The following is a 24,672-nucleotide window of genomic DNA, read 5'->3' as shown; positions in this document are numbered from 1 at the left end:
TCATGGTCACCACCACCAACAACTTCGGTTTCAGCAGCAATTACAGCAGCACCAGCACCAGCCCGGCCGGCGTGCCGATGAGCGAGAACAAGGACATGTTCACCAAGCTGCTGGTGGCGCAGATCCGCAACCAGGATCCGCTGGCCCCGTCCGATCCGGCCACCTTCGTCAACCAGCTGTCGCAGCTGTCGCAGACCGAGGCGCTGGAAAACATGACCCAGACCACGGCCGCCAGCGCCACCATGCTGCAGAGCCTGCAGGTGCTGGCGATGGGCGGCCAGGTCGGCAGCCAGGTCTCGGTCGAGACCAGCCGCGTGGAACTGGGCGACGCCGCGATCACCGGCAGCGTGCGCCTGGAAGGCGCCAGCACCCTCACCCATGTGATCCTGACCGACGTCGCCGGCAAGCAGACCAGGATCGAACTGCCGCCGCACGGCGCCGGCGGCCAGGCATTCACGCTCGACCCGGCGCAGCTCGGCCTGCCGGCCGGCAAGTACAGCATCGCGGCCGAGTCGTCGGACGGCACCAAGCCGGCGATCGAGATCGACGGCCGCCTGAACAGCGTGCGCCTCGATTCGACCGGCGGCATCCTGATGCAGGTGGCCGGCGTCGGCGAAGTCGAGCCGGGCTGGATCACGGGTTTCAACGGTAAAAACACGTCCGCCGACCTGGCGCTGACCAACTAAGCAAAGGATTCCCCATGAGCTTCAATATCGCCCTGTCGGGCATCCAGGCCATCAACGAGCAGCTGAACACCCTGTCGAACAATATCGCCAACGCCGGCACCTACGGCTTCAAGAGCAGCCGCGCCAACTTCTCGTCGGTGTACGCGGGCGACATGGCCAACGGCGTGCAGGTCGGCTCGCTGACCCAGGACATCGGCAAGAACGGCAGCCTGCAGACCACCGGCCGCGGCCTCGACGCCGCCATCCTCGGCCGCGGCTTCTTCACCAGCCGCGACGCCCAGGGCGTGGTCTCGTACTCGCGCGTCGGCATCTTCAACACCAATGCCGACGGCTACCTGGTCGACGCCACCGGCAAGCGCGTGCAGGGCTATGGCCCGACCGTCAACGGCGTGCGTGGCGCGATTGGCGATATCGCTGTTCCGACCGGTCAAATTCCGGCTGAGCCTAGTGACAAGGTCAGCTATACGGGCAATATGTCTGCAGACTGGAAAGTTCCGACCGTGACGCCGTTCGATATGGCCAATGCAAACAGCTACAACATGGTCAAACAGTCCGTGGTGTACGACTCGCTGGGAAGCCAGCACACGGTATCGCAATATTTCATCAAGACCGACGACAATACGGTGAGCGTGCGTTACAGCGTCAATGGCGCCGCCCCGACTGTCACGCATACTTTGAATTTCGACGAGGACGCCCAGCTGGAAGCCGATTCGGTGATGAGCGGAGCCTTGACCTTCAACGTCCCTGGCGCAAATCCTGTCACCGTTTCTTTCGACTATACCGGCACGACGAAATTCGGCGGTGAGGCAACCACGACGACGAACCGCGGAAACGGCTACGCTTCCGGCACCTTCATCGGCGTAGAACTGGCCGAGGACGGTTCGATCGTCGCCAAGTACAGCAACGATCAGCAGCAGGTCGTGGGCACCGTGGCGCTCGCCACTTTCCCGGACGAGGGCAGCCTGGTCCCGACCAGCGACACCACCTGGGTCGCCAACGCCAACTCGGGCGCGCCGCTGTACACCGTACCGGGCGAAGGACTGGGCGGCAAGCTGTCCAAGGGCTCGCTGGAAGGTTCGAACGTGGACATCACCTCGGAACTCGTCGGCCTGATGACCTCGCAGCGCAACTACCAGGCCAACTCGAAGGTGATCACCGCCGAGAACCAGATGATGCAGTCGCTGATGCAGGCGCTGTAAGCATAGGCCATGGACAAGTTCATCTTCACCGCCGTCAGCGCCGCCCAGCGCACCCTGCAGGCGCAGCAGGTGCGCGCCAACAACCTGGCCAATGCCGACACCCCGGGCTTTCGCGCCAATATCGAACTGGCCTCGAGCCAGGCGCTGGCCGGCTACGGCTACGACGACGTGCACCTGGCGCGCGGCATGGCCGATGCCGTCTCGACCCGCAACGGCACTGTGCGCGACACCGGCCGCGCGCTGGACGTCGCCGTCAACGGCAACGGCTACCTGGCGGTGGAATTCGACAACGGCGAAGCCTATACCCGCGCCGGCGCGATCGACATCGACGCCAACGGCGCGCTGTCGGTGGGTGGCCGCCCGCTGCTGGGCGAGGGCGGGCCGATCGTGCTGCCGCCGCACACCGCGGTCGATATCGCGGGCGACGGCACCATCTCGGTGATGCCCGAAGGCGGCACCCTCACCCAGATCATCGACCGCCTGCGGCTGGTCAGCGCCGACGGCGCCCAGCTGGCCAAGAACGAAGCCGGCCTGATCGTCACGCGCGACGGCGAGCAGCTCGCGGCCGACCCGAACGTCACCGTGCGCGGCCGCGCCCTCGAAGGCAGCAACGTCTCGGCGGTCGAGGAGATGGTGGCCGTGATGAGCCTGAACCGCAGCTTCGAACTGCAGATGAAGATGTTCAAGGCCAGCGACAGCATGAACGAGTCGGGCAACCGGCTCATCGGCGCCTGAATCGCGAAATAAGGCGACACTTAATTAGGGAGCAACCATGAATCCAGCAATGTGGATCAGCAAGACCGGCGTGCAGGCACAGGATGCCAAGCTGCAGGCCATCGCCAACAACCTGGCCAACGTCAACACCGTCGGCTTCAAGCGCGACCGCGTCGTGTTCGAAGACCTGTTCTACCAGGTCGACGCCCAGCCGGGCGCCCAGAACGCCGACAACACCGTCAACGGCGGCGTCCAGCTCGGCAACGGCGTGCGCGTGGTCGGCACCCAGAAAGCCTTCACCAACGGCAGCCTGCAGACCACCAGCCAGCCGCTCGACGTCGCCATCTCGGGAAACGGTTTCCTGCAGGTGCTGCGCCCGAACGGCGAACCGGCCTACACCCGCGCCGGCCAGCTGAAGGTCGATCCGAACGGCACCCTGACCAATGCCCAAGGCCTGGCCATCGTCCCGCAGATCACGATCCCGCAAAATGCCAGCGGCGTGACCATCGGCGAGAACGGCGTGGTCTCGGTGACCTTCCCGAACCAGCCGGCGCCGCAGGAAATCGGCCAGATCAACCTGACCGCCTTCATCAACCCGACCGGCCTGCTGGCCCTGGGCGACAACCTGTTCCAGGAAACCGCCGCCAGCGGCGCGCCGAACGAAGGCCGTCCGGGCGACGCCGCCTTCGGCACCCTGAAGCAGGGCGCGCTGGAAGGCTCGAACGTGCAGGTGGTCGAAGAGATGGTCGACATGATCGCCGCCCAGCGCACCTACGAGATGAACACCAAGGTGCTGTCGGCGGCCGACAATATGCTGCAATACCTGTCGCAGGCGGCGCGCTGATGAAAGCCCTGGCTGCCCTGCTCTGCGTCATGGTGCTGGCCGGCTGCGCCACGCCGGCGCAGGTCGCCATGCGCGACGACGATGACGACCACATGCCGCTGCAGCGCATGGCGCGCGGCGGCGTCTCGGGCGGCGTGTTCACCGCCGACACCGTCTCGCTGACCTCGGACAGCCGCGCCTACCGCGTAGGCGACGCCGTCACCGTGATCCTGCAAGAGACGACCCAGGCCAGCAAGCGCGCCGGCACCAGCATCTCGAAGGGGTCTTCCATTGGCATTTCTCCGCTCGCCGCGCTGGGCAAGGTCTACGACAAGGCGGCGGTCGACATCACCGCCGACCGCGATTTCCAGGGCGACGCTACCAGCACCCAGCAGAATGCGCTGTCCGGCTCGCTGACCGTGATCGTGCAGGAAGTGCTGCCCAACGGCCTGTTGCGCGTGGCCGGCGAAAAGAACCTGATGCTGAACCAGGGCGAGGAATTCGTGCGCCTGAAGGGCTTCGTGCGCGCCGCCGACGTCGACGCCGACAACCGCGTGTCCTCGCTGCGCGTGGCCAATGCCCGCATCGCCTATTCGGCGCGCGGCGCGCTGGCCGAGGCCAACCAGCCGGGCTGGCTGACGCGCTTCTTCAACAGCCCCTGGCTGCCGTTCTGAGGATGACATGAACCTGCGCCGCTTTGTTCCTTTCCTGCTCGCCGCCGTCCTGGCCGGCGCCGTCCTGCCGGTCCAGGCCGCGCAAGCCCTGCGCAACCTGGTCAGCGTCGAAGGCGTGCGCGAAAACCCGCTGGTCGGCTACGGCCTGGTGGTCGGCCTGAACGGCTCGGGCGACTCGACCCAGGTCAAGTTCGCCAGCCAGTCGGTCATCAATATGCTCAAGCAGTTCGGCGTGCGCCTGCCGGAAGGCGAGGACGCCAAGAACAAGAACGTGGCCGCCGTCATGGTCTCGGCCACCTTCCCGCCCGGCTACCGCCGCGGCCAGAGCATCGACGTCACCGTCTCCTCGCTGGGCGACGCCAAGAGCCTGCGCGGCGGCACCCTGCTGCTCACGCAACTGCGCGCGGCCGACAACGAGATCTATGCCCTGGCCCAGGGCAATGTGGTGGTCGGCGGCCTGAACGCCACCGGCCGCAGCGGTTCCTCGGTCACCGTCAACACCCCCACCGCCGGCCGGGTGCCGAACGGCGCCATGATCGAGCGCGAGATCGCGACCGACTTCGCGACCCGCCCGCAAGTGATGCTGCGCCTGCGCCAGCCGCACTTCGAGACCGCCACCAACGTGGTCAACGCGATCAACAAGCGCTACGGCCCGATCGCCACCACCCTGGACGGCACCAGCGTCGAAGTCATCGCCCCCGAGAATCCGACCGAGCGCGTCGCTTTTGTGGCCGCCCTGAACGCGCTGAGCGTCGAAGCCGGCATCGAAGTGCCGAAAGTCGTGTTCAACTCGCGCACCGGCACCGTCGTCATCGCCGACGGCCTGCGCGTGAAGGCGGCCGCCGTGACCCACGGTTCGCTCAAGGTGATCATCTCGGAAAGCTCGCGCGTCAGCCAGCCGGGCCCGTTCGCGCGCGGACAGACCGCGGTGACGCCGGAATCGAAGCTGTCGGTCGACCAGGGCTCGGGCCAGATGTTCCGCTGGCCGCCGGGCGCGCGCCTGCAGACCATCATCGACACCGTGAACAGCCTGGGCGCCTCGCCCGACGACATCATGGCGATCCTGCAGGCCCTCGACCAGGCCGGCGCGATCGAAGGCGAACTGGTGGTGATCTGATGCGCATCGACGATCTTCGCAACGGCAGCCTGACCCCGAACACCGACGCGCCGGTCGCGCCCGCCGCCGACCAGCCCGACCCGGCCTACGTGGCGAAAGCCACCCAGGCCGCGGTCGAATTCGAGCGCTTTTTCGTGAGCCACATGCTGCGCACGATGCGTTCTTCGACCCGCGCGATGGCGGCCGAGGACAGCGTGTTCAACAACCGCGTCAACCAGGACATGCAGGACATGGCCGACGACCTGCTGGCCGGGAATATGGCCGGCCAGCGCGCCTTCGGCATCGCCGACGCTATCCTGCGCCAGCTGGTGCCGGGCGCCACCACCGGCAAGCGCTGAGCGGTCGACCCGATTTACATCTAATACTTAATAAACGGCAATAATCGGTCGCCCTGTTAGGTTAACGCAGGTTAAGCCTGTATCGAGGACGAATTCGCATCATGACGATCATCAATAATGCCCTGTCGGGCGCCCTCGCCGCCCAGCTCGCACTGTCGGCCAGCAGCCACAACATCGCCAACCTGCAGACCAAGGGCTATACCCGCCAGTCGGCGCTGTTGATGGCGGTCGGTCCGGATGCCAGCGGCCGCTCGGCCGGCAATGGCGTGCAGGTGACCTCGCTGCTGCGCTTCTCGGACAACTACAAGACCCAGGCCATGTGGCGCGCCAATTCCGAGCAGGGCATGTACTCGCAGTCGCAGCCCTACCTGACCCAGCTCGAGAGCGTGATGAGCGACGCCTCGGCCAGCCTGTCGGCCGGCATCGACGACTTCTTCAAGGCGATCAACGCGGTGGCCGGCGACCCCGGTTCGACCCCGCTGCGCCAGCAGGTGCTGACCGCGGCAGGCCTGATGGGCGAGCGCTTCAATGGCCTGAACAACGTCTTCAACACCCAGCTGACCTCGGTGCGCCAGCAGCGCAGCGCCCTGGTCGACTCGGCCAACGTCGACATCGCCACCATCGCCCGCCTGAACAAGCAGATCATCGAGACCCAGGCCAGCGGCGTGTCGGCGTCGAGCCTGATCGATGCGCGCGACCAGGCCATCGACGACCTGTCGAGCAAGATGGCGCTGGAGGTATCGGACAATGGTGACGGCAGCCGCGACGTCTCGCTCAAGAGCGGCCAGGCACTGGTGATCGGCAGCATGAGCGGCACCCTTAAAGCGGCCCCGACCGCAGATTCGCCGCAGGGGTTCTCGATCACCTTCGCCAGCTCGACTTTCGCGCTCGACGCCAGCAAGATGGGCGGCCAGCTGGGCGGCCTGACCCAGTTCGAGATCAACACCCTGCTGCCGCTGCAGGAAGACGTCGACTCGCTGGCCGAGCAGATCGCCACCCTCGTTAACGAGCAGTTGGCGCGTGGTTATACCTCGCCTGCCGACGAGCCGAACGGCACGCCGCTGTTCGTCTACACCCCAGGCGGCGGCGCGAACATGCTCAAGACGGTCGAAGGCTTCAAGGCCCAGGACCTGGCCTTCTCGAGCGACGGCGAGCCGGGCGACACCGGCAACCTGCAGAAGCTGGCCGCCCTCAAGAGCGAATCGATCACCCTGCCGGGCATCGGTAAAGTCCTCTTGAGCGACGCCGACACCCAGATGCTGGGCAAGCTGGCCGTGGACAGCAAGATCAACAAGGCCGCGCTGAAAACCGCCGAGACCGTGCGCGTCCAGTCGATCAACGACTGGCAGTCGACCAGCGGCGTCAACGAAGACGAGGAAGCGGTCAAGCTGGTGGAGTTCCAGCGCATGTACCAGGCGAACATGCAGGTGATCTCGATCGCCAATTCGCTGTTCGACGCCACCCTCGCCATGATGCAATAAGGAGAGCAGCATGCGTATCGCCACTGCCCAATACCAATCGACGATGAACCAGTCGCTCCAGAACAACCAGGAGCGGCTCAGCTACATCATGCGCCAGCTGGACACCCAGAAGCGCATCCTGCTGCCGTCGGACGACCCGGTCGACAGCGTGCGCCTGTCGCGCCTGGCGCGCGAGGAGTCCACGGTCGGCCAGTACCGCAGCAATATCTCCTCGCTCCAGCTGCGCCTGACCAAGTCGGAAGGCTACCTGAGCAATATGGTTACCGAGATGATCCCGGGCCGCGACCAGCTGGTCTGGGCCCTGGACGGCGCCAACACGCCGGACGACCTGAAGGCCATGATCGCGCCGCTGCAATCGCTGCGCGACAGCCTGTTCTACACCGCCAACACGATCGACGAGGAAGGCAACTACCTGTTCGCCGGCACCGCGACCAAGACCGCGCCGCTGGCGCTCGACGCGGACGCGGACGCCGGCGCGCGCTACAGCTTCGCCGCCAATACCAATGCCCAGCTGGTCGTGGTCGGCAACGGCCTGACCCAGCCCGCCAACGAGAACCTGGCCGGCCTCGAGAAGCTGCTGAACCAGATCGACGCCACCATCGAGGTGATGTCGCAACCGGGCGCCACGCCCAACGACCCGGCCGTGCGCGCCGTGCTCGAAGCCAACCTGAACGGTTTCGACGATGCGCAGGCGCTGATCTCGAGCAAGGTCGCCGACCTGGGCGGACGCCAGAACATCATCAAGACCCTGGACGACAACCACGCCAACATCAGCCTGTCGAACAAGATGGCGATCACCGACATCGGCGCGCTCGACGTCGGCGTCGCCGCCACTGAACTCAACGGTTACTCGACCGCCCTGCAGGCGACCTACAAGGCCTATGCCAAGATCGGCAACCTGAGCCTGTTCAATGCGATCTGACGGCCATGGAAGCACTGCTCAGACCAACCAGCACGACGACCGCCAGCGGCGCCAACCCTAACGGCGGCGCCGTCAGCGGCAACACCGGCGCCCAGAGCACGTCGGCCACCGGACGCGCCCATGCCGTGCCGCCGGCGAGCTCCGCCGACCGCGCCGTCAGCCGCAGCGCGCCGACGGCGAGCCCGTTGCGGCGCGGCGTCGGCATGCAGCAGAACCAGGGCGAAGTGGCGCGCGCCCAGCAGGCGCTCGACTACCTCGAACGCATGGCCAGCCAGCTCGAAGCGCTCAAGGCCGACCTCAGCGCGCGCCTGTCGGGCCGCGGCGCCGCCTCGCGCGAACTCGAAGCGCGCGTGCGCCAGCTCAGCGCCGCCCTCGAGGCGCGCCGCCAGCAGGCCGGCGACGGCCTCGACGCCCAGCTCGACTTCGACGCGGTGCAGGGCGCCCAGCAGCGCTTCCGCATCCAGGGCCTCGACATCGCCTCGCTCAAGGCCGGCGGCACGCAGACCCTGGGCTTTTCGGTCGGCAGCGCCGGCGGCCCGCAACTGGCCACCACGATCGAACCGGGCATGACGCCGGAAGAGATCGCCCGGCGCCTGGACCGCACCCTGGCCCCGGTCAAGGTGCGCGCCGGTCTCGACCAGGACCGCGAACTGGTGTTCCGCACCAGCGAATCGACGTTCTCCGGCGTCAAGGATGCGATCGCGGTGACCGGCCGCGGCCGGGTCGACACGGTCGCCCTGCCATCCTCGCTCGAGCCGAAAGAATGGGAACTGGGCAACCCCGACGCCCTGCGCCAGAGCCTGCGCGAAGTGGTGCAGGCGCTGGCCCGGGTGCGCCGCTCGCAGGACGCCGCCTCGCTGGCGCTGAGCACCGCCATGGCGCGCAGCGCCCAGCCCGAGATCCCGAGCGCCGAACTGGCCATGATCGCGGGCGACTTCGCTTCCACCGCCGCCAGCCACGACTACGAGTCGCTGCTGGCCATCACCTCGGCCCTGGTCGGCGTCAGCCGCGAACGGGTGCACGCCCTGCTCGGCCTGCGCTGAGCTGAGCTGCACCAGGATGGCCGGGACTTGACCGTTCCGGCCACCGATACAATCGATGACTGGTCACGGCTGCATTTTCATGCGATAAAGCAATGGTAGCAACCTTCGGTTGCACGACATTCCCGACCAGGATTATCGAGCCATGCTGACAACTTCCACCACCGGACTCGCGTCCCAGCCCGCCGCCAGCCAATACGGCGACATCCGCACCAACCTGACGCAATCGCTGCTGGCCCAGAATCCCGGGCTGAAGATCATCGATGCCCAGGTCAAGCGCGACGACGCGCGCCTGTCGTCCATCGGCAAGATGGCGCTGGCGCTGGACGGCTTCCGCTCGGTCGCGGCCGGCCTCACCGGCGGCAAGCTCGACATGCTGGCGAGCGCCAGCGGCAGTGCCCTGTCGGCGAAGCTGAGCGCCGCTTCCGCCAACCCCGGCAAGTATACGATCGACGTGCAGCAACTGGCCCAGGGCCAGACGCTGGAGACCAGGGCGGTGGCGGACAAGGACGCGGCATTGGGAACCGGCGGCGCCAGCGTGATCACGGTCGAGACCGGAACCGGCGCGAATGCCAAAAAGACCACGGTGCGCATCGATCCGGGCAACAGCAGCCTCGAAGGCATTGCCAAGGCCATGCGCGAAGCCGGCCTGGATGCCGGGGTCGCCAAGGATGGCGACGGCTATGCGCTGAGCCTGACCGGCGCAACGGGCGCAGCCAACGGCATGCGCGTCAGCGTCGCCGGCGATCCGGTATTGGGGGGCCTGCTCGCTTACCAGCCGGGCACGGAAGGCGGCATGCAGCAGGTGGCCGCGGCCCAGGATGCGCGCCTGGTGGTCGACGGCAAGACCGTCACGTCCGCCACCAACGCGGTCACCGAGGCCATCCCCGGCCTGGACCTGACCCTGAAAGAGACCGGCAAGAGCGAGGTCGAGGTGCGCAGCGATCCGGCCGCGATCGCGGGCAACGTCAAGGATTTCGTCAAGGCCTTCAATGACCTGAACACCCAGCTGGGCAAGCTGGAAATGGGCGACGACCGCTCCGACGCCACGCTGCTGCGGATGCGGGCCCAGATCGGCAATATCGTCAACGGCAGCAGCGTGCGCGACCTGGCCGGCTTCGGCATCACCCAGAAGGATGGCGCGCTGGTGCTGGACGAGGACAAGCTCAAGGCGGCCATCGCCGCCGATCCGGCGCGCGCCAACAAGGTGTTCAGCGACCAGGGCGGCCTGGCCGACCGCCTGGTCGATCAGGTCAACAAGCAGATCGGCGCCAGCGGCAGCCTCGGGGTGGAGGCGGCCAGCGTGATGCGCGAGCGCGACCGCCTGCTCGAGCAGCGCGACAAGGTGATCGACACCGTGACCCGCCAGGCCACGCTCATGGCCCAGCAATACCAGCTGGCCGGCAGCGGTGGCGGACTGCTGTTCGGCGGCGGGCTCGGGCGACCGATGTCGTCGTTCGATTACATGGCCTGATATCGTATAGGGGTATCGGGAGTGGTTCTTAGTCTTGCCACTCCCTGACAATCTGCGCCAGTTCTTCACGCGTCATCTTTCGGGCCTTCAGTATTCGGACAAGATCGGCCTTGGACACCGGCGTGTTCGCCAGCAGCATAGGAAGGTCTTCGGGTCTCACTGGCTCGCCCCAGAGCGGCGCTGTAAAGTTCGGCTTGTCGGAGACGACTGTCCTGGTTGCGACCGGCGCCTTGATGTTCACATAGACGATGTACCGGGTATGCCCTTCGGGAAACGCGTAATCTTTGTAAAGAGCGGTTCCTGCAGGCAGCATGTGGTAGGCCCTCTGCTGTGCTTCAGGTGTGAGCACTTCCAGCAGGAGCGGCTCCTGTAGTTCCAAGTGAGTCGCGTTCTGCATCATTGGTGCTCCAAGTTTTTGAAATGCCATACCGCTAGCAAACATGGCCGCCAGCATTCCTGCGAAACCAAGGAGTCGTAGCCCATTCATCGCTTGTCCTCATATGTTCATTCTTGGTCTTCTTGGCCGAGGGGCTTTCCAGCGTTGCCTGGAAATCTCTGGGTGGCCATGCCAGCCGCCGGGATCAGCAGCTTGTCGGGCGTCAGTTTTAACTTGCAAGGAACTTCTGGAGCGTCCATGGTTGCCTTTCCACTGATATCACTCCAATACCGGCCGACGGCGAGTGACCCAACGGGATATACCTTGAGGCCCGCCAACTCTACTACTGCAGAGCCGGGCAAGAATGTGGCCTCGAAATCAACATTCTCGGAGGTTCCATGGCAAGCGACGTCTATCTGCAAATTGATGGGATTAAGGGCGAGTCCCAGGACAGCGGGCATAAGGACTGGATCGAATGCAGCTCAGTCCATTGGGGGATCATGCAACCGCGTTCGGCGTGCGTATCATCGGCGGGCGGACACACTGCCGAGCGCTGCGAGCTTGACGACATCATGTTTCACAAGATCGCGGATTTGGCTTCGCCCATCTTGATGCAGACCTGCGCTACCGGCAAAACCATCCCGAAAGCCAAGTTTGAATTCATGCGCGCCGACGGGGACGGCAAGCCCATCAAGTATTTCGAGATCGAGCTTGAAAACGTTCTTGTCGGGCAGATCACCCCGAGCATCGAGGCCGGCTCATTGTTGTCCGAGAATGTGTGCCTCAAATTCTCAAGGGTAAAGTGGCGCTACAGCCAGCAAAAGATCGGTGGCGGCAGCGGCGGCTCCACGCTAGGCGGCTGGGATCTGAATCAGAATCGGATCGCGTGCTAGGCCATGTACATCGATGTAGAAAGGTTTACAGCGCATCTTCGCGAGAAATCGGAGGCGCGGAGCCAACGCAAATGCGCTAGATTCGTTCGCCAGGCTCTGGCTGCCGGCGGCGCACACACGAAAGGAGCGCATCCCGTTGACGCCAAGGATTGGGGGCCTATGCTGCTGCGCCTCGGCTTTCATCAACTGACGGTCGAAGACTCAGACAAGTTTATTCCCATGAAAGGCGACGTTGTTGTGCTTCAGCCTTACGAGGGCGGAAACCCCTCAGGGCACATCGCCGCTTTTGATGGACGCATTTGGATCTCCGATTTTCGCCAGATCGACTTTTGGTCCGGCCCCGGCTACCGAAGAAAGAGGCCCGCCCATGTCTTCTATCGCCCTTAAGCATTTTGTCGCGCTCGCCATGTTCCTCATCGCGGGCGGACCGTTCTTCGCTCAGGCTCAGGCTCAGCCTCGCTTTCTTCAAGATCCGCTCATCGGCTTGCGCTACGAACCCACCAAGATCCATTTTGAACCTGTGCCGCAGCAAGTCGTCTCAAAGTGCGAGGCCCTCTCGGGAAATCAGCACATGCGCGGGGTTTGGTTTGTTTTCGGCCTGGCTGGCGACGCGACCGGACGAACCTTCTATCTCGTCAACGGATACGAGATCAGGAGCAAGCCAGAGCCCCCAGACTTTCCAAGGTACAGCGCTGGGGGCTATGGGCTTCTTCTGGTAGTCAACGGGCATGAGTGTCAGCTCATCGACGCGGACGCCCGGCAGTCTTTCGCAGATCGTCTATTCGATGAAGAGCTTCCGCAGCATATTGTCCAAAAGCTTGCGAATAATTTTGCAACGCGGATGAAGAATGCGTTCGGTGGAGCATATAAGCTTCGTGTCGAGATAACCAATCAGCGTATCGATCTCGACGCACTTCCAGAAGAGATTAAAGCATCGCTTCGTGACCTTCGAGAAAAATAGATAAAGCCAACCCTTCCTGGTTGACTCCTCGGTAAGCGAACCCGCTTTGAAGTCAACCACGGCTCCGCTTTCAGGCGTGGTCGTTCGGAAGCCAACCATCGCCGCGTGGACGGCCCACGCGGTGATAGTTATCGATGCCGATCTTGTGCCGGATGAATTATCTGCCAACCATCACCACGTGGACGGCGTAGCCGTCCACCCTACCGCCGCCGGCAAAAAAAAACCCGCTGCAAGCAGCGGGATTTTTTTCGCCCTGGGGCGACGGAGCACCCTGGACTATTTCGCTTACGCCTCGCGGCTGGCCTTCTTGCGCTCGTGCTCTTTCAGGAAGCGCTTGCGCAGGCGGATCGATTTCGGGGTGATCTCGACCAGTTCGTCGTCCTCGATGAACTCGACGGCGTATTCCAGCGACATCTGGATCGGCGGCACCAGGCGCACCGCTTCGTCGGTGCCCGACGAACGCACGTTGGTCAGCTGCTTGCCCTTGATCGGGTTGACGACCAGGTCGTTGTCGCGCGAGTGGATGCCGATGATCATGCCTTCGTACACCGGGGTATTGTGCTCGACGAACATGCGGCCGCGGTCCTGCAGTTTCCAGATCGCGTAGGCGACGGCGGCGCCGTCGTCCTGCGAGATCAGCACGCCGTTGCGACGGCCGGCCAGGTCACCCTTGCTGTTGTCGACCGCTGCGTACTCGTGGAACACGTGGCTCATCAGGCCGGTGCCGCGGGTCAGGGTCATGAATTCGCCCTGGAAGCCGATCAGGCCACGCGCCGGGATCAGGTATTCCAGACGCACACGGCCTTTACCGTCGGATTCCATGTTCTGCAGGTCGCCACGGCGGCGGCCCAGTTCTTCCATCACGCCGCCCTGGTTGGCTTCCTCGACGTCGACGGTCAGGTTTTCGTATGGCTCCTGGCGCACGCCGTCGACCATCTTGTAGACGACGCGTGGACGCGACACCGCCAGCTCGAAGCCTTCGCGACGCATGTTTTCCAGCAGGATGGTCAGGTGCAGCTCGCCGCGGCCCGACACTTCGAAGGTGGTGTCGTCGTCGGTCGGCGCCACGCGCAGCGCGACGTTGGCCTTCAGTTCGCGCTCGAGGCGCTCGCGCAGCTGGCGGCTGGTGACGAACTTGCCTTCGCGGCCGGCCAGCGGCGAGTTGTTGACCATGAAGTTCATGGTCAGGGTCGGCTCGTCGACGGTCAGCATCGGCAGGGCTTCCGGGGTGTCCACGGCGCAGACGGTCGAGCCGATGCCGATTTCTTCGATACCGTTGATCAGGCAGATGTCGCCAGCAACAGCCGAGTCGACCAGCACGCGCTCCAGGCCCTTGAAGTTCAGCACCTGGTTGATGCGGCCCTTGATCGGGGTCGAATCAGGACCATTCAGGATGAGCACATCCTGGCCGGTCTTGACGGTGCCGCGATTGACGCGGCCGATGCCGATCTTGCCGACGTAGGACGAGTAGTCCAGCGAGGTGATCTGCATCTGCAGCGGGCCGTCCGGGTTGTCGTCACGCACCGGCACGTATTTCAGGATGGCGTCGAACAGCGGCTTCATGTCGCCGCCGCGCACGCTTTCGTCCATGCCGGCGTAGCCGTTCAGGCCCGAGGCGTAGACGATCGGGAAGTCCAGCTGCTCGTCGGTCGCGCCCAGCTTGTCGAACAGTTCGAAGGTCTGGTTGATCGCCCAGTCGGCGCGCGCGCCCGGACGGTCGATCTTGTTGACGACGACGATCGGCTTCAGGCCCAGCGCCAGCGCCTTGCGGGTCACGAAGCGGGTCTGGGGCATCGGGCCTTCCTGCGCATCGACCAGCAGCAGCACCGAGTCGACCATCGACAGCACGCGTTCCACTTCGCCGCCGAAGTCGGCGTGGCCCGGGGTGTCGACGATGTTGATGTGCGTGCCTTCGTATTCGACGGCGCAGTTCTTCGACAGAATGGTAATGCCGCGCTCTTTCTCGAGATCATTCGAGTCCATGACGCGGGTGTCCACGGCCTGGTTTTCACGGAAGGTGCCGGACTGGCGCAGCAGCTGGTCGACGAGCGTGGTCTTGCCGTGGTCAACGTGGGCAATGATTGCGATATTACGAATCGCGCGTTTGGTGTTTGACATGATTTTTGAGAAGTAACGTGGTGTACGAAATGTACTGGAACTGCGTGTACTGGAACTGCGTGTACTGGAACTGCAAGTCCGATACTGCTGATTTCGGAAACCGACTAGTATAGCATGGTAAGCCGGCCAGTCTGAATCTCGGCGCCGAAAGGCACGAATTTTCAACGGAATTTCAACAGCTTGTCACGGTGGCAGCGTGGTGGAAGATTAGCCGCCGTCCGTGACAGCCGCGTGACATGCCCGATGGAAAAGCGATCAGGCTGCCGGCGCGGTCGAGATCAGGCGCTCCGGCGCCAGGATGGCGTACTCGCCCAGCTGGCCGGTGCCGAGCAGGCGGCCGTCGTGGTAGATGCGCACCCTGCCCTGTTGTTCCGGCACGGCGACATCTTCCTTGCCCAGCGCCAGGCGCTGGCCTTGCAGGAAACGCCTTGCCAGCTCGGCATCCAGTTCGATCGACGGGAAGGTCGACAACAGCGCATCGACCGGCCGCAGCAGCGAGCGCGGGTCCGGGTGCGCCAGCAGCTCATCCAGCGTGATCATGCCCGTGACGTCCAGCGCACCGACCTCGATCCGGCGCAGCGCGTTCAGGTGCGCCCCACAGCCGAGCGCGGCCCCGATGTCCTCGCCCAGCACGCGCACATAGGTGCCCTTGCTGCAGGTGACGCGGATCTTCAGGAACGGCGCCTGGTAGTCGATCAGCGACAGCGCGTGGATCGTCACCGGCCGCGCCTCGCGCTCGAGCGTGATGCCCTCGCGCGCGTATTCATACAGCGCCTTGCCGTCGCGCTTGAGCGCCGAATACATCGGCGGCACCTGCTGGATCGGACCGCGGAACCGCGCCAGCGCCGCCTCGATCTGCTCCACGGTGACGTCGACCGGCAGGGTCTCGATGGCCTCGCCCTCGGTGTCGCCGGTATTCGTCATGATGCCGAGGTGGACCGTGGCTTCATAGGTCTTGTCTGCCTCGAGCAGGTCTTGCGAGAACTTGGTCGCTTCGCCGAAGCACAGCGGCAGCAAGCCGGTGGCGAACGGGTCGAGCGTGCCGGTGTGACCGGCCTTCTTCGCGTTCAGCACGCGCTTGGCGCGGATCAAGGCGTCGTTCGAGGACAGGCCGACCGGCTTGTCGAGCAACAGCACGCCGTCGACGAGGTCGCGCGGTTTTTTCGCGGGACGACCGTTCACTCTTTCTCCGCCGGGTCGGCTTCCTGCGCGTCGGGATTCGACTCCGGATCGTCCTTGGCGCGGGTGGCGTTGGCCTGGTCGATCAGGGCCGACATCGCCATGCCGCGCACGGTCGAGGTGTCGTGCACGAAGTGCAGCGACGGCAAGGTGTGGATGTGCAGGCGCTTGCCCAGCATGTTGCGCAGGTAGCCGGACGCCTTGGACAGGCCTTCCAGCGTCTGGCGCACTTCTTCCGCGCTGTCCTTCAGCAGGGTGAAATAAATCTTGGCGTGGGCGTAGTCGGGGGTCAGCTGGACTTCGCTGATGGTGACCATGCCGACGCGCGGGTCCTTCAGTTCGAAGGCGATGAGTTCCGACAGGTCCTTCTGGATCTGGTCGGCCACGCGCAGGCCGCGCTGTGGAATGCTTTTGCTGTGTTTAGCCATGATGTGCTGCTTGTTCTTTTGTGAGCTTCAATTCACCGTCGTCCCCGCGTAGGCGGGGACCCAAGTTTCTAAGTTCAGTGGCTCTGCTGGGGGCAGTCGTCCAGCGAGCGAACTTGGGTCCCCGCCTGCGCGGGGATGACGTGATAAAAAAGGGCCAGGCCCTCCGCGACATTGCCGCGAAGCGTCCTGGCCCCCATGGTACGCCAACGGCGTGGCTTACAGCGTACGCGCCACTTCGGTGACTTCGAACACTTCCAGGACGTCGCCGACCTGGATTTCGTTGTTGCCCTTCAGCGACAGACCGCACTCGAGACCGGCGCGCACTTCCTTCGCGTCGTCCTTGAAGCGTTTCAGCGAATCGATCTCGCCGGTCCAGATCACGATGTTGTTGCGCAGCAGGCGGACCGACGAGGTACGCTTGACCACGCCATCGGTGACCAGGCAGCCCGCGATCGCGCCGACCTTCGACACCAGGATGACCTGGCGAATCTCGACCTGGCCGGTGACGGTCTCGCGCTTCTCCGGCGCCAGCATGCCCGACAGTGCGGTCTTGATCTCGTCGATCGCATCGTAAATGATGCTGTAGTAACGGATGTCGACGCCGTTCGCCTCGGCCAGCTTGCGCGCCTGGGCGTCGGCACGGGCGTTGAAGCCGATGATGACTGCCTTCGATGCGGTCGCCAGGTTGACGTCCGACTCGGTGATGCCGCCGACCGCCGCATGGACGATCTGCACGCGCACTTCCGAGGTCGACAGCTTCTGCAGCGAGCCCACCAGCGCTTCCTGCGAACCCTGCACGTCGGTCTTGACGATCAGCGGCAGGTTCTTCACCTCGCCTTCGGCCATCTGCTCGAACATGTTTTCCAGCTTCGCGGCTTGCTGCTTGGCCAGCTTCACGTCACGGAACTTGCCTTGACGGAACAGGGCGATTTCACGCGCCTTGCGCTCGTCGGCCATGACCATGACTTCTTCGCCGGCGCTCGGCACTTCGGTCAGGCCCTGGATCTCCACCGGAATCGACGGGCCGGCCGAGGCGATCGTCTTGCCGTTCTCGTCCAGCATGGCGCGGACGCGGCCGAACGAGGAACCCGCCAGCACGACGTCGCCGCGCTTCAGGGTGCCCGACTGCACCAGGATCGTCGCGACCGGGCCGCGGCCCTTGTCCAGACGGGCTTCGACCACCAGGCCACGGGCCAGCGACTCGGTCGGCGCCTTCAGTTCCAGCACTTCGGCCTGCAGCAGCACGTTCTCGAGCAGGTCGTCGATGCCGGTGCCGACTTTCGCCGACACTGGCACGAATGGCGACTCGCCACCGTACTCTTCAGGCACCACGCCTTCGGCGACCAGTTCCTGGGTCACGCGATCCGGGTTGGCGCCCTGCTTGTCGATCTTGTTGATCGCGACGACCAGCGGCACGCCGGCGGCTTTCGCGTGAGCGATCGCCTCTTTCGTCTGCGGCATCACGCCGTCGTCCGCCGCCACCACCAGGATGACGATGTCGGTCGCTTTCGCGCCGCGGGCACGCATCGCGGTGAACGCTTCGTGGCCCGGGGTGTCCAGGAAGGTGATCATGCCGCGCGGGGTGTCCACGTGGTATGCACCGATGTGCTGGGTAATGCCGCCGGCTTCGCCCGACGCGACCTTGGCGCGGCGGATGTAGTCCAGCAGCGAGGTCTTGCCGTGGTCGACGTGACCCATGACGGTGACCACCGGTGCGCGCGAAGTCGATTCGAACTCGGAGTGCTCGCCCTGGTCGGCCAGCAGTGCCTCGGGATCGTCCTCGGCGGCGGCGAAGGCCTTGTGGCCCATCTCTTCCACCAGGATCATCGCGGTTTCCTGATCCAGCACCTGGTTAATGGTGCACATCTGGCCCAGCTTCATCAGCTGCTTGATGACCTCGGATGCCTTGACCGACATCTTGTGCGCCAGTTCGGCCACGGTGATGGTTTCCGGTACAAACACGTCCTTCACGATCGCTTCAAGCGGCGCCTGGAAGTTCGATTCACGATCGTCCGAATGACCGCGACGGCCGCCACGGCCACCGCTGCGCCAGCCGTCACGGCCGCCGGCACCGGCGCCGGCGCCGCCGCGCGTCTTCACGCTCGGGCCGCCACGCTTCTTGGCGTCGTCCGACCAGGTCGACGACACATTGGCCGACTTGATCGACTTCTTGTCGCCCGGCTTCTTGGCGTCGTCCTTCTTGACTTCGCCCGGCTTTTTATCGGCAGGCTTGTGCAGCGTGCCGGCGGCAGCCGCAGGAGCGGCTGGCTTCGGCGCCGGTTCCGGCGCCTTGATCACGCGGCGTGGCTGGCTCATCATGAGCTTGATCTGCGCCACTTCGTCGGCCACGGCCTTGCGTGCGCGCTCGGTGGCGGCAGCGCGTTCGGCGGCTTCCTTGGCGGCGGTTTCCTTGGCAGCCTGGGCCTCCTCGGCGGCTTTCTTGGCCGCTTCGTCGGCGCCGGCGGCTTGCTTGCCCGCCGCGGCTTCCTTGGCGGCCTTGTCGGCGGCAGCCTTGTCGGCGGCGTCGCGCTTGGCCTGTTCTTCGGCTTCGCGCTTGGCCTGCTCTTCAGCCGCCTTGGCTTGCGCCTTTTCTTCGGCTTCCAGCTTGGCCAGGCGTTCCTGCTTCTCGCGCAGGTCGGCCTCTTGACGGGCGATCAGCTCGGCCTGGCGGCGCGATTCTTCCTCGCGGCGCGCCTGTTCGGCGGCGTCGATCACCGGCTCCTCGGGGGCCTTGGTCGTGACCAGGTCGTCGCGCTGCACGAAGGTGCGCTTCTTGCGGACTTCGACCTGGATGGTGCGCGATTTGCCCGACGAATCAGCTTGCTTGATTTCGCTGGTTTCCTTGCGCGTCACCGTGATCTTCTTCTTCTCGCCGGTATCGGCGGCGCCGTGGGTACGGCGCAGATGGTTCAGCAGCTTGTCCTTATCATCTTTCGACAAGGGATCTGACGTCGAGCTTTTCTCGACGCCGGCCGAACGCAGCTGGGTCAGCAGCAGGTCTGCAGGCATCTTCAGCTCGGTGGCAAATTGGGCTACGTTGTTACTCGCCATTCAGTCCTCTTTTCTACGTGTCGCGACAGATGATAAAGAAATGCTCAAGCCTTGGCCGTTTCAGCCAGGCTCCAGGCTTTCGCCTGCAGTGCTTTCGCCCGGTCGTCGTACTTGCTGTCGACCAGTTTCATCTCGTCGTCGGTCACATCATTAAATTCACTCTTGATCAGGTCGCGGGCGCGGTCCGACGACAACGCCAGGATGGCGCCGAATTCGTCATAGGCCAGCGCCGCGAATGCTTCGACCGTCTTGATGCCAGCCAGGCCAAGCTTGCCGGCAACGGTGCGGTCCATGCCTTCCAGATTGACCAGAGCTTCTTCCATGCCTTCGAGACCTTCCTCGGAAGCGATCGCCTCAGTCACCAGCGCGTCACGGGCGCGGGTGCGCAGTTCGTTGACGGTGTCTTCGTCGAACGATTCAATTTCCAGCATCTCGGAAATTGGCACGTATGCGATTTCTTCCAGGCTCGAGAAGCCTTCTTCAACCAGGATATCGGCCACTTCCTGGTCGACGTCCAGTTTTTCCATGAACAGCGCGCGGATCGCGGCCGTTTCTTGCGCCACCTTGTTCGCCGATTCCTCGGCGGTCATGATGTTGATCTTCCAGCCGGTCAGCTCGGACGCCAGGCGCACGTTCTGGCCCGAACGGCCGATCGCGATGGCCAGGTTTTCTTCGTCCACGACCACGTCCATGGCGTGCTTTTCTTCATCGACCATGATCGACGAAACATTCGCCGGGGCCAGGGCGCCGATCACGAACTGGGCCGGATCGTCCGACCACAGCACGATGTCCACGCGCTCGCCGCCCAGCTCGCCGGTCACGGCCTGCACGCGCGAACCGCGCATGCCGACGCAGGTGCCGATCGGATCGATGCGCTTGTCGGCCGTGAACACGGCGATCTTGGCGCGCACGCCGGCGTCACGGGCCGCCGATTTGATCTGCAGCAGGCCCTGTTCGATCTCTGGCACTTCCAGTTCGAACAGCTTCATGATGAACTCTGGCGCGGTGCGCGACAGGATCACCTGCGGGCCACGCATATTGCGGTCCACACGCAGGATGAAAGCGCGCACGCGGTCGCCGATGCGCAGGTTTTCTTTCGGGATCATCTGGTCGCGCGGCAGGCGCGCCTCGATCTTGCCCGACTCGACGATCGCATCGCCGCGTTCCATGCGCTTGATGGTGCCGGTCACCAGCGAATCGCCGCGCTCCAGGAAGTCTTGCAGGATCTGCTCGCGCTCGGCATCGCGCACGCGCTGCAGCACGACTTGCTTGGTGTCCTGGGCAAAACGACGGCCGAACTCGACCGACTCGATCGGCTCTTCGATGTATTCGTCGACTTCGATATCAGGAATTTGTTCCTTGGCTTCGAAGTGCAGGATTTCCTGGTCAGGCAGCTGCAGGCCCGCTTCATCAGGCACCACGTGCCAGCGGCGGAAAGTCTCGAACTCGCCGGTGTCGCGATCGATTGACACGCGAATGTCGACTTCGCCTTCATAGCGCTTCTTCGTGGCCTGTGCCAGCGCGAACTCGAGCGCACCGAAAACGACTTCCTTGTCGACGTTCTTTTCGCGCGCAAGCGCATCCACCAGCAATAAAATTTCGCGACTCATGCTTTGCGACTCCTAAAATCCACCTGTGGCACCAAACGTGCCTTGTCCAATTCGGCCAGCGTAAATTCCATCAACGCCGGGCCATCTTTACTGTCAAATTCCAAACCGACCTTGTCGTTCTCGACGCCGCGCAGGATACCGGTATAGGTTTTCCGGTTCGCGCTGCCCGGCACCGCGACGCGCAGCTTGACCGTGCACTCATGGCCAGCGAAGCGGGCGAAATCGGCGAGGGTTCGTACCGGGCGATCGAGGCCCGGCGACGAAATTTCCAATCGTTCGTAATCGACGTTTTCCACGGTCAGCACGTGCGACAGCTGGTGGCTCACCTTGGCGCAGTCCTCGACCGTGATCGGGCCCTTTTCGTCCGCGTCGGCAGCCGGGAAATCGATGTATACACGCAGGATCCCGCGCTCGCCCCGCTCCACATCGACGAGGTCATAGCCGAGTCCACTGACTGTCGTGGCGATTAAGTCAAACTGCTGCACGGCACTTCTCCAGGGCTTTAAAACGATTTACCAAAAAAAAAATGGGCATCTGCCCATCTTTTTGTACTTACAACCCAACCAGATGAAAGCACTTGCACCAATTTCACGCGCATCACGACTCGCGGATACAACGTTCGGGAAGGACTTCGATTAGGCTGCAAATTATACTGCTTTTCCGCTTCTCTCGCAATCGCCATACCATAAATGAGATTTTAAACAACAGTTGGCAGTGTGCTATGGGCTGCGAAACATTTTACGCCGATCCGGCGACGCATGCGCGACCTGCGCACGGTTGCGCAGGCCGGTCATGAACGGTGCTCAGCCGCGGCGTCCACGGCGCGGCAAGCCGTGTTCCGAGCCACGCGGCCCCTGGCCGCCGCGACGGCCGCCGCCGGTGCCGGCGAAGCCGAAGGTGGTCTGCAGCGGATCCGGCTGGCGCGGACGGCCGCTGCCGGCGCCACCCTTGCCGCCACCCGCGTTGGCGCCACGGCCCTTGCCGCCGCCCTGGCCGCCGAAACCGCCCTGGCGACCGCCGACTGGCTTGCCACTCGGCACTGGGCCGTTCAGGATGCCCTGCCCACGGGTGGCGCCGACCCGCGCCACCGGCGGGCCGAAGGGATCGACGTTGCGATTGGCGTCGGCACGGTCGATGCGATTGCCGTCGCTGCGATCGTTGTTGCGCTCGGCGCCACGGTTGCCGTCGGCGCGCATGCCTTCCGGACGCGGGCCCTTGCCCTTGTGGCCGCCCTTGACATGCTTCTCGGGAGCAGCGCCCTTCTTCTCGACGCCGAAGGCCGCCATCAGGGCGCGCACGTCGTTTTCTTCCAGTTCTTCCCAGCGACCGCGCTTGAGGCCGGTCGGCAGGGTCATGGCGCCGTAGCGGGTGCGGATCAGGCGCGAGACGGTCAGGCCGACCGCCTCGAACATGCGGCGCACCTCGCGGTTGCGGCCTTCGCCGATCACCACGCGGTACCAGCGGTTGATGCCTTCGCCGCCGCCGTTCTGGATCTTCGAGAACGCGGCCTTGCCGTCGTCGAGCTCGACGCCGGACAGCAGCTTCTGGCGCATGCCTTCCTCGAGCTCGCCCAGGGTGCGCACCGCGTATTCGCGGTCGATGTTGTAGCGCGGGTGCATCAAGCGGTTGGCCAGGTCGCCCGAGGTCGTAAACAGCAGCAGGCCCTCGGTATTGAAGTCGAGGCGGCCCACGGCCAGCCATTTGCCGGCCTTCATGGTCGGCAGGCGGTCGAACACCGATGGACGGCCTTCCGGATCGTCATGGCTGACGATCTCTCCGGCCGGCTTGTGGTAGACCAGCACGCGCGGCGGCTTGCTGCTCACGCGGCGCTGGATCAGCTTGCCGTTGATGCGGACCGCGTCGGTCGGCAGGATGCGCTGGCCGATATGGGCCGGCTCGCCGTTGACCGAGACGCGGCCGGCGACGATCAGCTCTTCCATGTCGCGGCGCGAACCCAGGCCGGCCTCGGCCAGCACCTTGTGCAGCTTCGGCGCATCGTCGTCGGCGGTCAGGTCGCGCCGCGCCGGCTTGGACGAAGCGTTGCCGCGCGCGCCGTCGTTGGCGTCGAAGTCGCTCGACGTGACGAAGGAGAACACATTGTCGGCCTCGTTGCCCGGCTGCTGCTTGCCGCCCTTGCCCTGCGGCTGCTGCTTGCCGCCGCGGCCGATCTGCTTGGCCGGACGTCCGCCTTCGGTCGGACGAGCGCTCTGCTGGCCCGGACGGCCGCTTTGCTGGCCGCGCTTGCCCTGCTTGTGCTGGCCACGGCCGCGCGCTTCTTGTTTACCCTCTTGCTTACCTTCCTGCCCGCCTTCCGGCACGGCATCAAAGCCAGCCTCGGGCGCCGCAGCGGCCTGCTCGGCGACAGCCGGCGCGGCGGCCTGCTGCAAGGCTTCGCGTTCGGCGCGCTTTTCGCGCATCTGGCGCGGGCCGCGCGGCTTGCGCGCTTCCTGGGCCGGAGCGGCGTCGACCGCGGCCGGCGCTTCGGCGACCGCGTCTGCCGGTGCGGCGGCGGACTCTTCTTTCGCGGCCTTGGTGGCGCGCGGCTTGCGGGCCTTCGGCGCCGGCGCTTCGGCGGTTGGCGCAGGTTCGGCGGCGACCGGCTCGGCGGCGACGGCCGCCTTGCGGGTGCGCTTCGGCTTGGCCGGCGCGTCGGCCGCTACGGCCTCGCCCGGCGCAGTGTCGGCCACGGCAGCCGCCTTGCGCGTACGCTTCGGCTTGGCTGCAGCTGGCTCGCCTGCATCCACAGGCTTGGTCTCGTTTTGTTCAGTTGGGTTCATCGTTCGTGTCTTTATTGTGCTGACCCGCCTCGGCAATCCCGTCATCAAGCGTGTCGCGGATCGGAACTTCAACGGGTGAAGTAGCTAAATCGTCGGCGGCCGCGCTGGCGTCCGCCCTGTCAAAATTATCGTTCAATGCCGCCTCGAGGGCTTCCAGGCTGCGGCTGTCGGGGCCTTCGGCCAGCGGCTGCAGCGGCGGCAGCTGCGAGAGCGACGCCAGGCCCAGGTCGTCCAGGAACTGGCGCGTGGTGCCCAGCAGCGCCGGCCGCCCCACCACTTCGCGGTGGCCGACGACGTCGATCCAGCCGCGGTCTTCCAGCATCTTGATGGTCTGCGAATTGACCGCGACGCCGCGGATCTCTTCGATGTCGCCGCGCGTGACCGGCTGGCGGTAGGCGATGATCGCCAGCGTTTCCAGGGTCGCCCGCGAGTACCTGGGCGGCTTTTCGGGCGACAGGCGGTCGAGATAGGGCTTCATCTCGGGACGGCTCTGGAAGCGCCAGCCCGACGCCAGGCTGACGATCTCGATGCCGCGTCCATCCCAATCCTGGCGCAGTTCTTCCAGCAAGATTTTGATCGTATCGGCGCCGACGCCGGCGCCGACCTGCCGTCCTTGCGCGTCGACCTCGGCGAAGAGTTTCTTCATGCCATGGATCGACATCGGCTCGCGGGCGCATAGCAAGGCGGTTTCGAGGACTCTCTTGGCCTCGTCAGTATTCATATCGCGATGTCGTCAATCAAACAATTCGGCCAATCGGGGTCGGGACAGGATCAATGCGCGTGGCGCGCATGCCTGCGCGCCATGCGCCTG

General features: G+C 64.7%; 23 protein-coding genes. 14 read left to right on the top strand and 9 right to left on the bottom strand.

Features of this window, described 5'->3' with window-relative positions; translation table 11 throughout:
- Window positions 1–2: 2 nt before the first annotated feature.
- The 11 genes from ABIB42_RS21315 (at window position 3) to fliD (ending at window position 10,468) form a co-directional block, all read left to right on the top strand.
- Complete coding sequence (locus tag ABIB42_RS21315; protein ID WP_005668592.1) at window positions 3–686, top strand: flagellar hook capping FlgD N-terminal domain-containing protein; 684 nt, start codon at window positions 3–5, stop codon at window positions 684–686.
- A 14-nt stretch (window positions 687–700) separates the two neighbouring features.
- A complete protein-coding gene (locus ABIB42_RS21310; protein WP_005668590.1) occupies window positions 701–1,885 on the top strand; it encodes a flagellar hook protein FlgE in 1,185 nt (394 codons plus the stop codon).
- 9 nt (window positions 1,886–1,894) lie between these two features.
- Window positions 1,895–2,620, top strand: a complete 726-nt coding sequence (locus ABIB42_RS21305; RefSeq protein ID WP_005668588.1) for a flagellar basal body rod protein FlgF — start codon at window positions 1,895–1,897, stop codon at window positions 2,618–2,620.
- A 37-nt stretch (window positions 2,621–2,657) separates the two neighbouring features.
- The gene (gene flgG / locus ABIB42_RS21300) at window positions 2,658–3,443 is read left to right on the top strand and encodes a flagellar basal-body rod protein FlgG (RefSeq protein WP_005668586.1); all 786 of its coding nucleotides are present in this window, start codon (window positions 2,658–2,660) and stop codon (window positions 3,441–3,443) included.
- On the top strand, window positions 3,443–4,096 hold the full coding sequence (gene flgH, locus ABIB42_RS21295; RefSeq protein ID WP_273027829.1) for a flagellar basal body L-ring protein FlgH: 654 nt from the start codon (window positions 3,443–3,445) through the stop codon (window positions 4,094–4,096). The genes flgG and flgH overlap by 1 nt, the downstream gene beginning before the upstream one ends.
- Before the next feature lie 7 nt (window positions 4,097–4,103).
- A complete protein-coding gene (locus tag ABIB42_RS21290; RefSeq protein ID WP_071360158.1) occupies window positions 4,104–5,213 on the top strand; it encodes a flagellar basal body P-ring protein FlgI in 1,110 nt (369 codons plus the stop codon).
- Window positions 5,213–5,551 (top strand): rod-binding protein, encoded by a 339-nt coding sequence (locus ABIB42_RS21285; protein WP_005668581.1) that lies wholly within the window; start codon window positions 5,213–5,215, stop codon window positions 5,549–5,551. Before ABIB42_RS21290 ends, ABIB42_RS21285 begins: the two co-directional genes overlap by 1 nt.
- A gap of 101 nt (window positions 5,552–5,652) precedes the next feature.
- The gene (flgK, locus tag ABIB42_RS21280) at window positions 5,653–7,032 is read left to right on the top strand and encodes a flagellar hook-associated protein FlgK (protein WP_005668579.1); all 1,380 of its coding nucleotides are present in this window, start codon (window positions 5,653–5,655) and stop codon (window positions 7,030–7,032) included.
- 10 nt (window positions 7,033–7,042) lie between these two features.
- A complete protein-coding gene (gene flgL / locus ABIB42_RS21275) occupies window positions 7,043–7,954 on the top strand; it encodes a flagellar hook-associated protein FlgL (RefSeq protein WP_005668577.1) in 912 nt (303 codons plus the stop codon).
- 5 nt (window positions 7,955–7,959) lie between these two features.
- The gene (locus ABIB42_RS21270) at window positions 7,960–8,997 is read left to right on the top strand and encodes a hypothetical protein (RefSeq protein ID WP_429248956.1); all 1,038 of its coding nucleotides are present in this window, start codon (window positions 7,960–7,962) and stop codon (window positions 8,995–8,997) included.
- 142 nt (window positions 8,998–9,139) lie between these two features.
- Entirely contained in the window at window positions 9,140–10,468 is a 1,329-nt protein-coding gene (fliD, locus tag ABIB42_RS21265) for a flagellar filament capping protein FliD (protein ID WP_005668572.1), read from the top strand.
- Window positions 10,469–10,496: 28 nt separating this feature from the next.
- Here fliD and ABIB42_RS21260 read toward each other — a convergent pair whose 3' ends face one another.
- The gene (locus ABIB42_RS21260; RefSeq protein ID WP_157225638.1) at window positions 10,497–10,955 is read right to left on the bottom strand and encodes a hypothetical protein; all 459 of its coding nucleotides are present in this window, start codon (window positions 10,953–10,955) and stop codon (window positions 10,497–10,499) included.
- 287 nt (window positions 10,956–11,242) lie between these two features.
- Between ABIB42_RS21260 and ABIB42_RS21255 the strand changes: the two genes are divergently transcribed.
- The 3 genes from ABIB42_RS21255 to ABIB42_RS21245 all read left to right on the top strand — a co-directional run bounded on the left by ABIB42_RS21255 (window position 11,243) and on the right by ABIB42_RS21245 (window position 12,698).
- Entirely contained in the window at window positions 11,243–11,737 is a 495-nt protein-coding gene (locus ABIB42_RS21255; RefSeq protein WP_005668568.1) for an Hcp family type VI secretion system effector, read from the top strand.
- 159 nt (window positions 11,738–11,896) lie between these two features.
- Complete coding sequence (locus ABIB42_RS21250; RefSeq protein ID WP_005668566.1) at window positions 11,897–12,124, top strand: CHAP domain-containing protein; 228 nt, start codon at window positions 11,897–11,899, stop codon at window positions 12,122–12,124.
- The gene (locus ABIB42_RS21245; RefSeq protein WP_040777014.1) at window positions 12,105–12,698 is read left to right on the top strand and encodes a hypothetical protein; all 594 of its coding nucleotides are present in this window, start codon (window positions 12,105–12,107) and stop codon (window positions 12,696–12,698) included. The genes ABIB42_RS21250 and ABIB42_RS21245 overlap by 20 nt, the downstream gene beginning before the upstream one ends.
- 285 nt (window positions 12,699–12,983) lie before the next feature.
- Here ABIB42_RS21245 and typA read toward each other — a convergent pair whose 3' ends face one another.
- The 8 genes from typA to scpB form a co-directional block, all read right to left on the bottom strand.
- On the bottom strand, window positions 12,984–14,816 hold the full coding sequence (typA, locus tag ABIB42_RS21240) for a translational GTPase TypA (protein WP_005668564.1): 1,833 nt from the start codon (window positions 14,814–14,816) through the stop codon (window positions 12,984–12,986).
- A 255-nt stretch (window positions 14,817–15,071) separates the two neighbouring features.
- Window positions 15,072–15,998 carry a tRNA pseudouridine(55) synthase TruB gene (truB, locus tag ABIB42_RS21235; protein ID WP_005668562.1) on the bottom strand — a complete coding sequence of 309 codons (927 nt, stop codon included), beginning with the start codon at window positions 15,996–15,998 and terminating at the stop codon, window positions 15,072–15,074.
- A complete protein-coding gene (rbfA, locus tag ABIB42_RS21230) occupies window positions 15,995–16,423 on the bottom strand; it encodes a 30S ribosome-binding factor RbfA (protein WP_005668560.1) in 429 nt (142 codons plus the stop codon). The genes truB and rbfA overlap by 4 nt, the downstream gene beginning before the upstream one ends.
- Before the next feature lie 216 nt (window positions 16,424–16,639).
- Window positions 16,640–19,474, bottom strand: a complete 2,835-nt coding sequence (gene infB, locus ABIB42_RS21225; protein ID WP_184235090.1) for a translation initiation factor IF-2 — start codon at window positions 19,472–19,474, stop codon at window positions 16,640–16,642.
- 44 nt (window positions 19,475–19,518) lie between these two features.
- The gene (gene nusA / locus ABIB42_RS21220) at window positions 19,519–21,084 is read right to left on the bottom strand and encodes a transcription termination factor NusA (RefSeq protein WP_005668556.1); all 1,566 of its coding nucleotides are present in this window, start codon (window positions 21,082–21,084) and stop codon (window positions 19,519–19,521) included.
- Window positions 21,081–21,569: a ribosome maturation factor RimP gene (rimP, locus tag ABIB42_RS21215; protein ID WP_005668553.1), complete on the bottom strand. Its 489-nt coding sequence runs from the start codon at window positions 21,567–21,569 to the stop codon at window positions 21,081–21,083. The genes nusA and rimP overlap by 4 nt, the downstream gene beginning before the upstream one ends.
- 318 nt (window positions 21,570–21,887) lie before the next feature.
- Window positions 21,888–23,861 (bottom strand): 23S rRNA pseudouridine(2605) synthase RluB, encoded by a 1,974-nt coding sequence (rluB, locus tag ABIB42_RS21210; protein ID WP_312162849.1) that lies wholly within the window; start codon window positions 23,859–23,861, stop codon window positions 21,888–21,890.
- On the bottom strand, window positions 23,848–24,582 hold the full coding sequence (scpB, locus tag ABIB42_RS21205; RefSeq protein WP_005668548.1) for an SMC-Scp complex subunit ScpB: 735 nt from the start codon (window positions 24,580–24,582) through the stop codon (window positions 23,848–23,850). The genes rluB and scpB overlap by 14 nt, the downstream gene beginning before the upstream one ends.
- Window positions 24,583–24,672: the final 90 nt, after the last annotated feature.

Source organism: Massilia sp. UYP32 (assembly GCF_050434365.1).
Lineage (GTDB): Bacteria > Pseudomonadota > Gammaproteobacteria > Burkholderiales > Burkholderiaceae_D > Telluria > Telluria timonae.
Note: the sequence above shows the minus strand (reverse complement) of the source record. Positions and strands in the feature narration are given on the sequence as shown.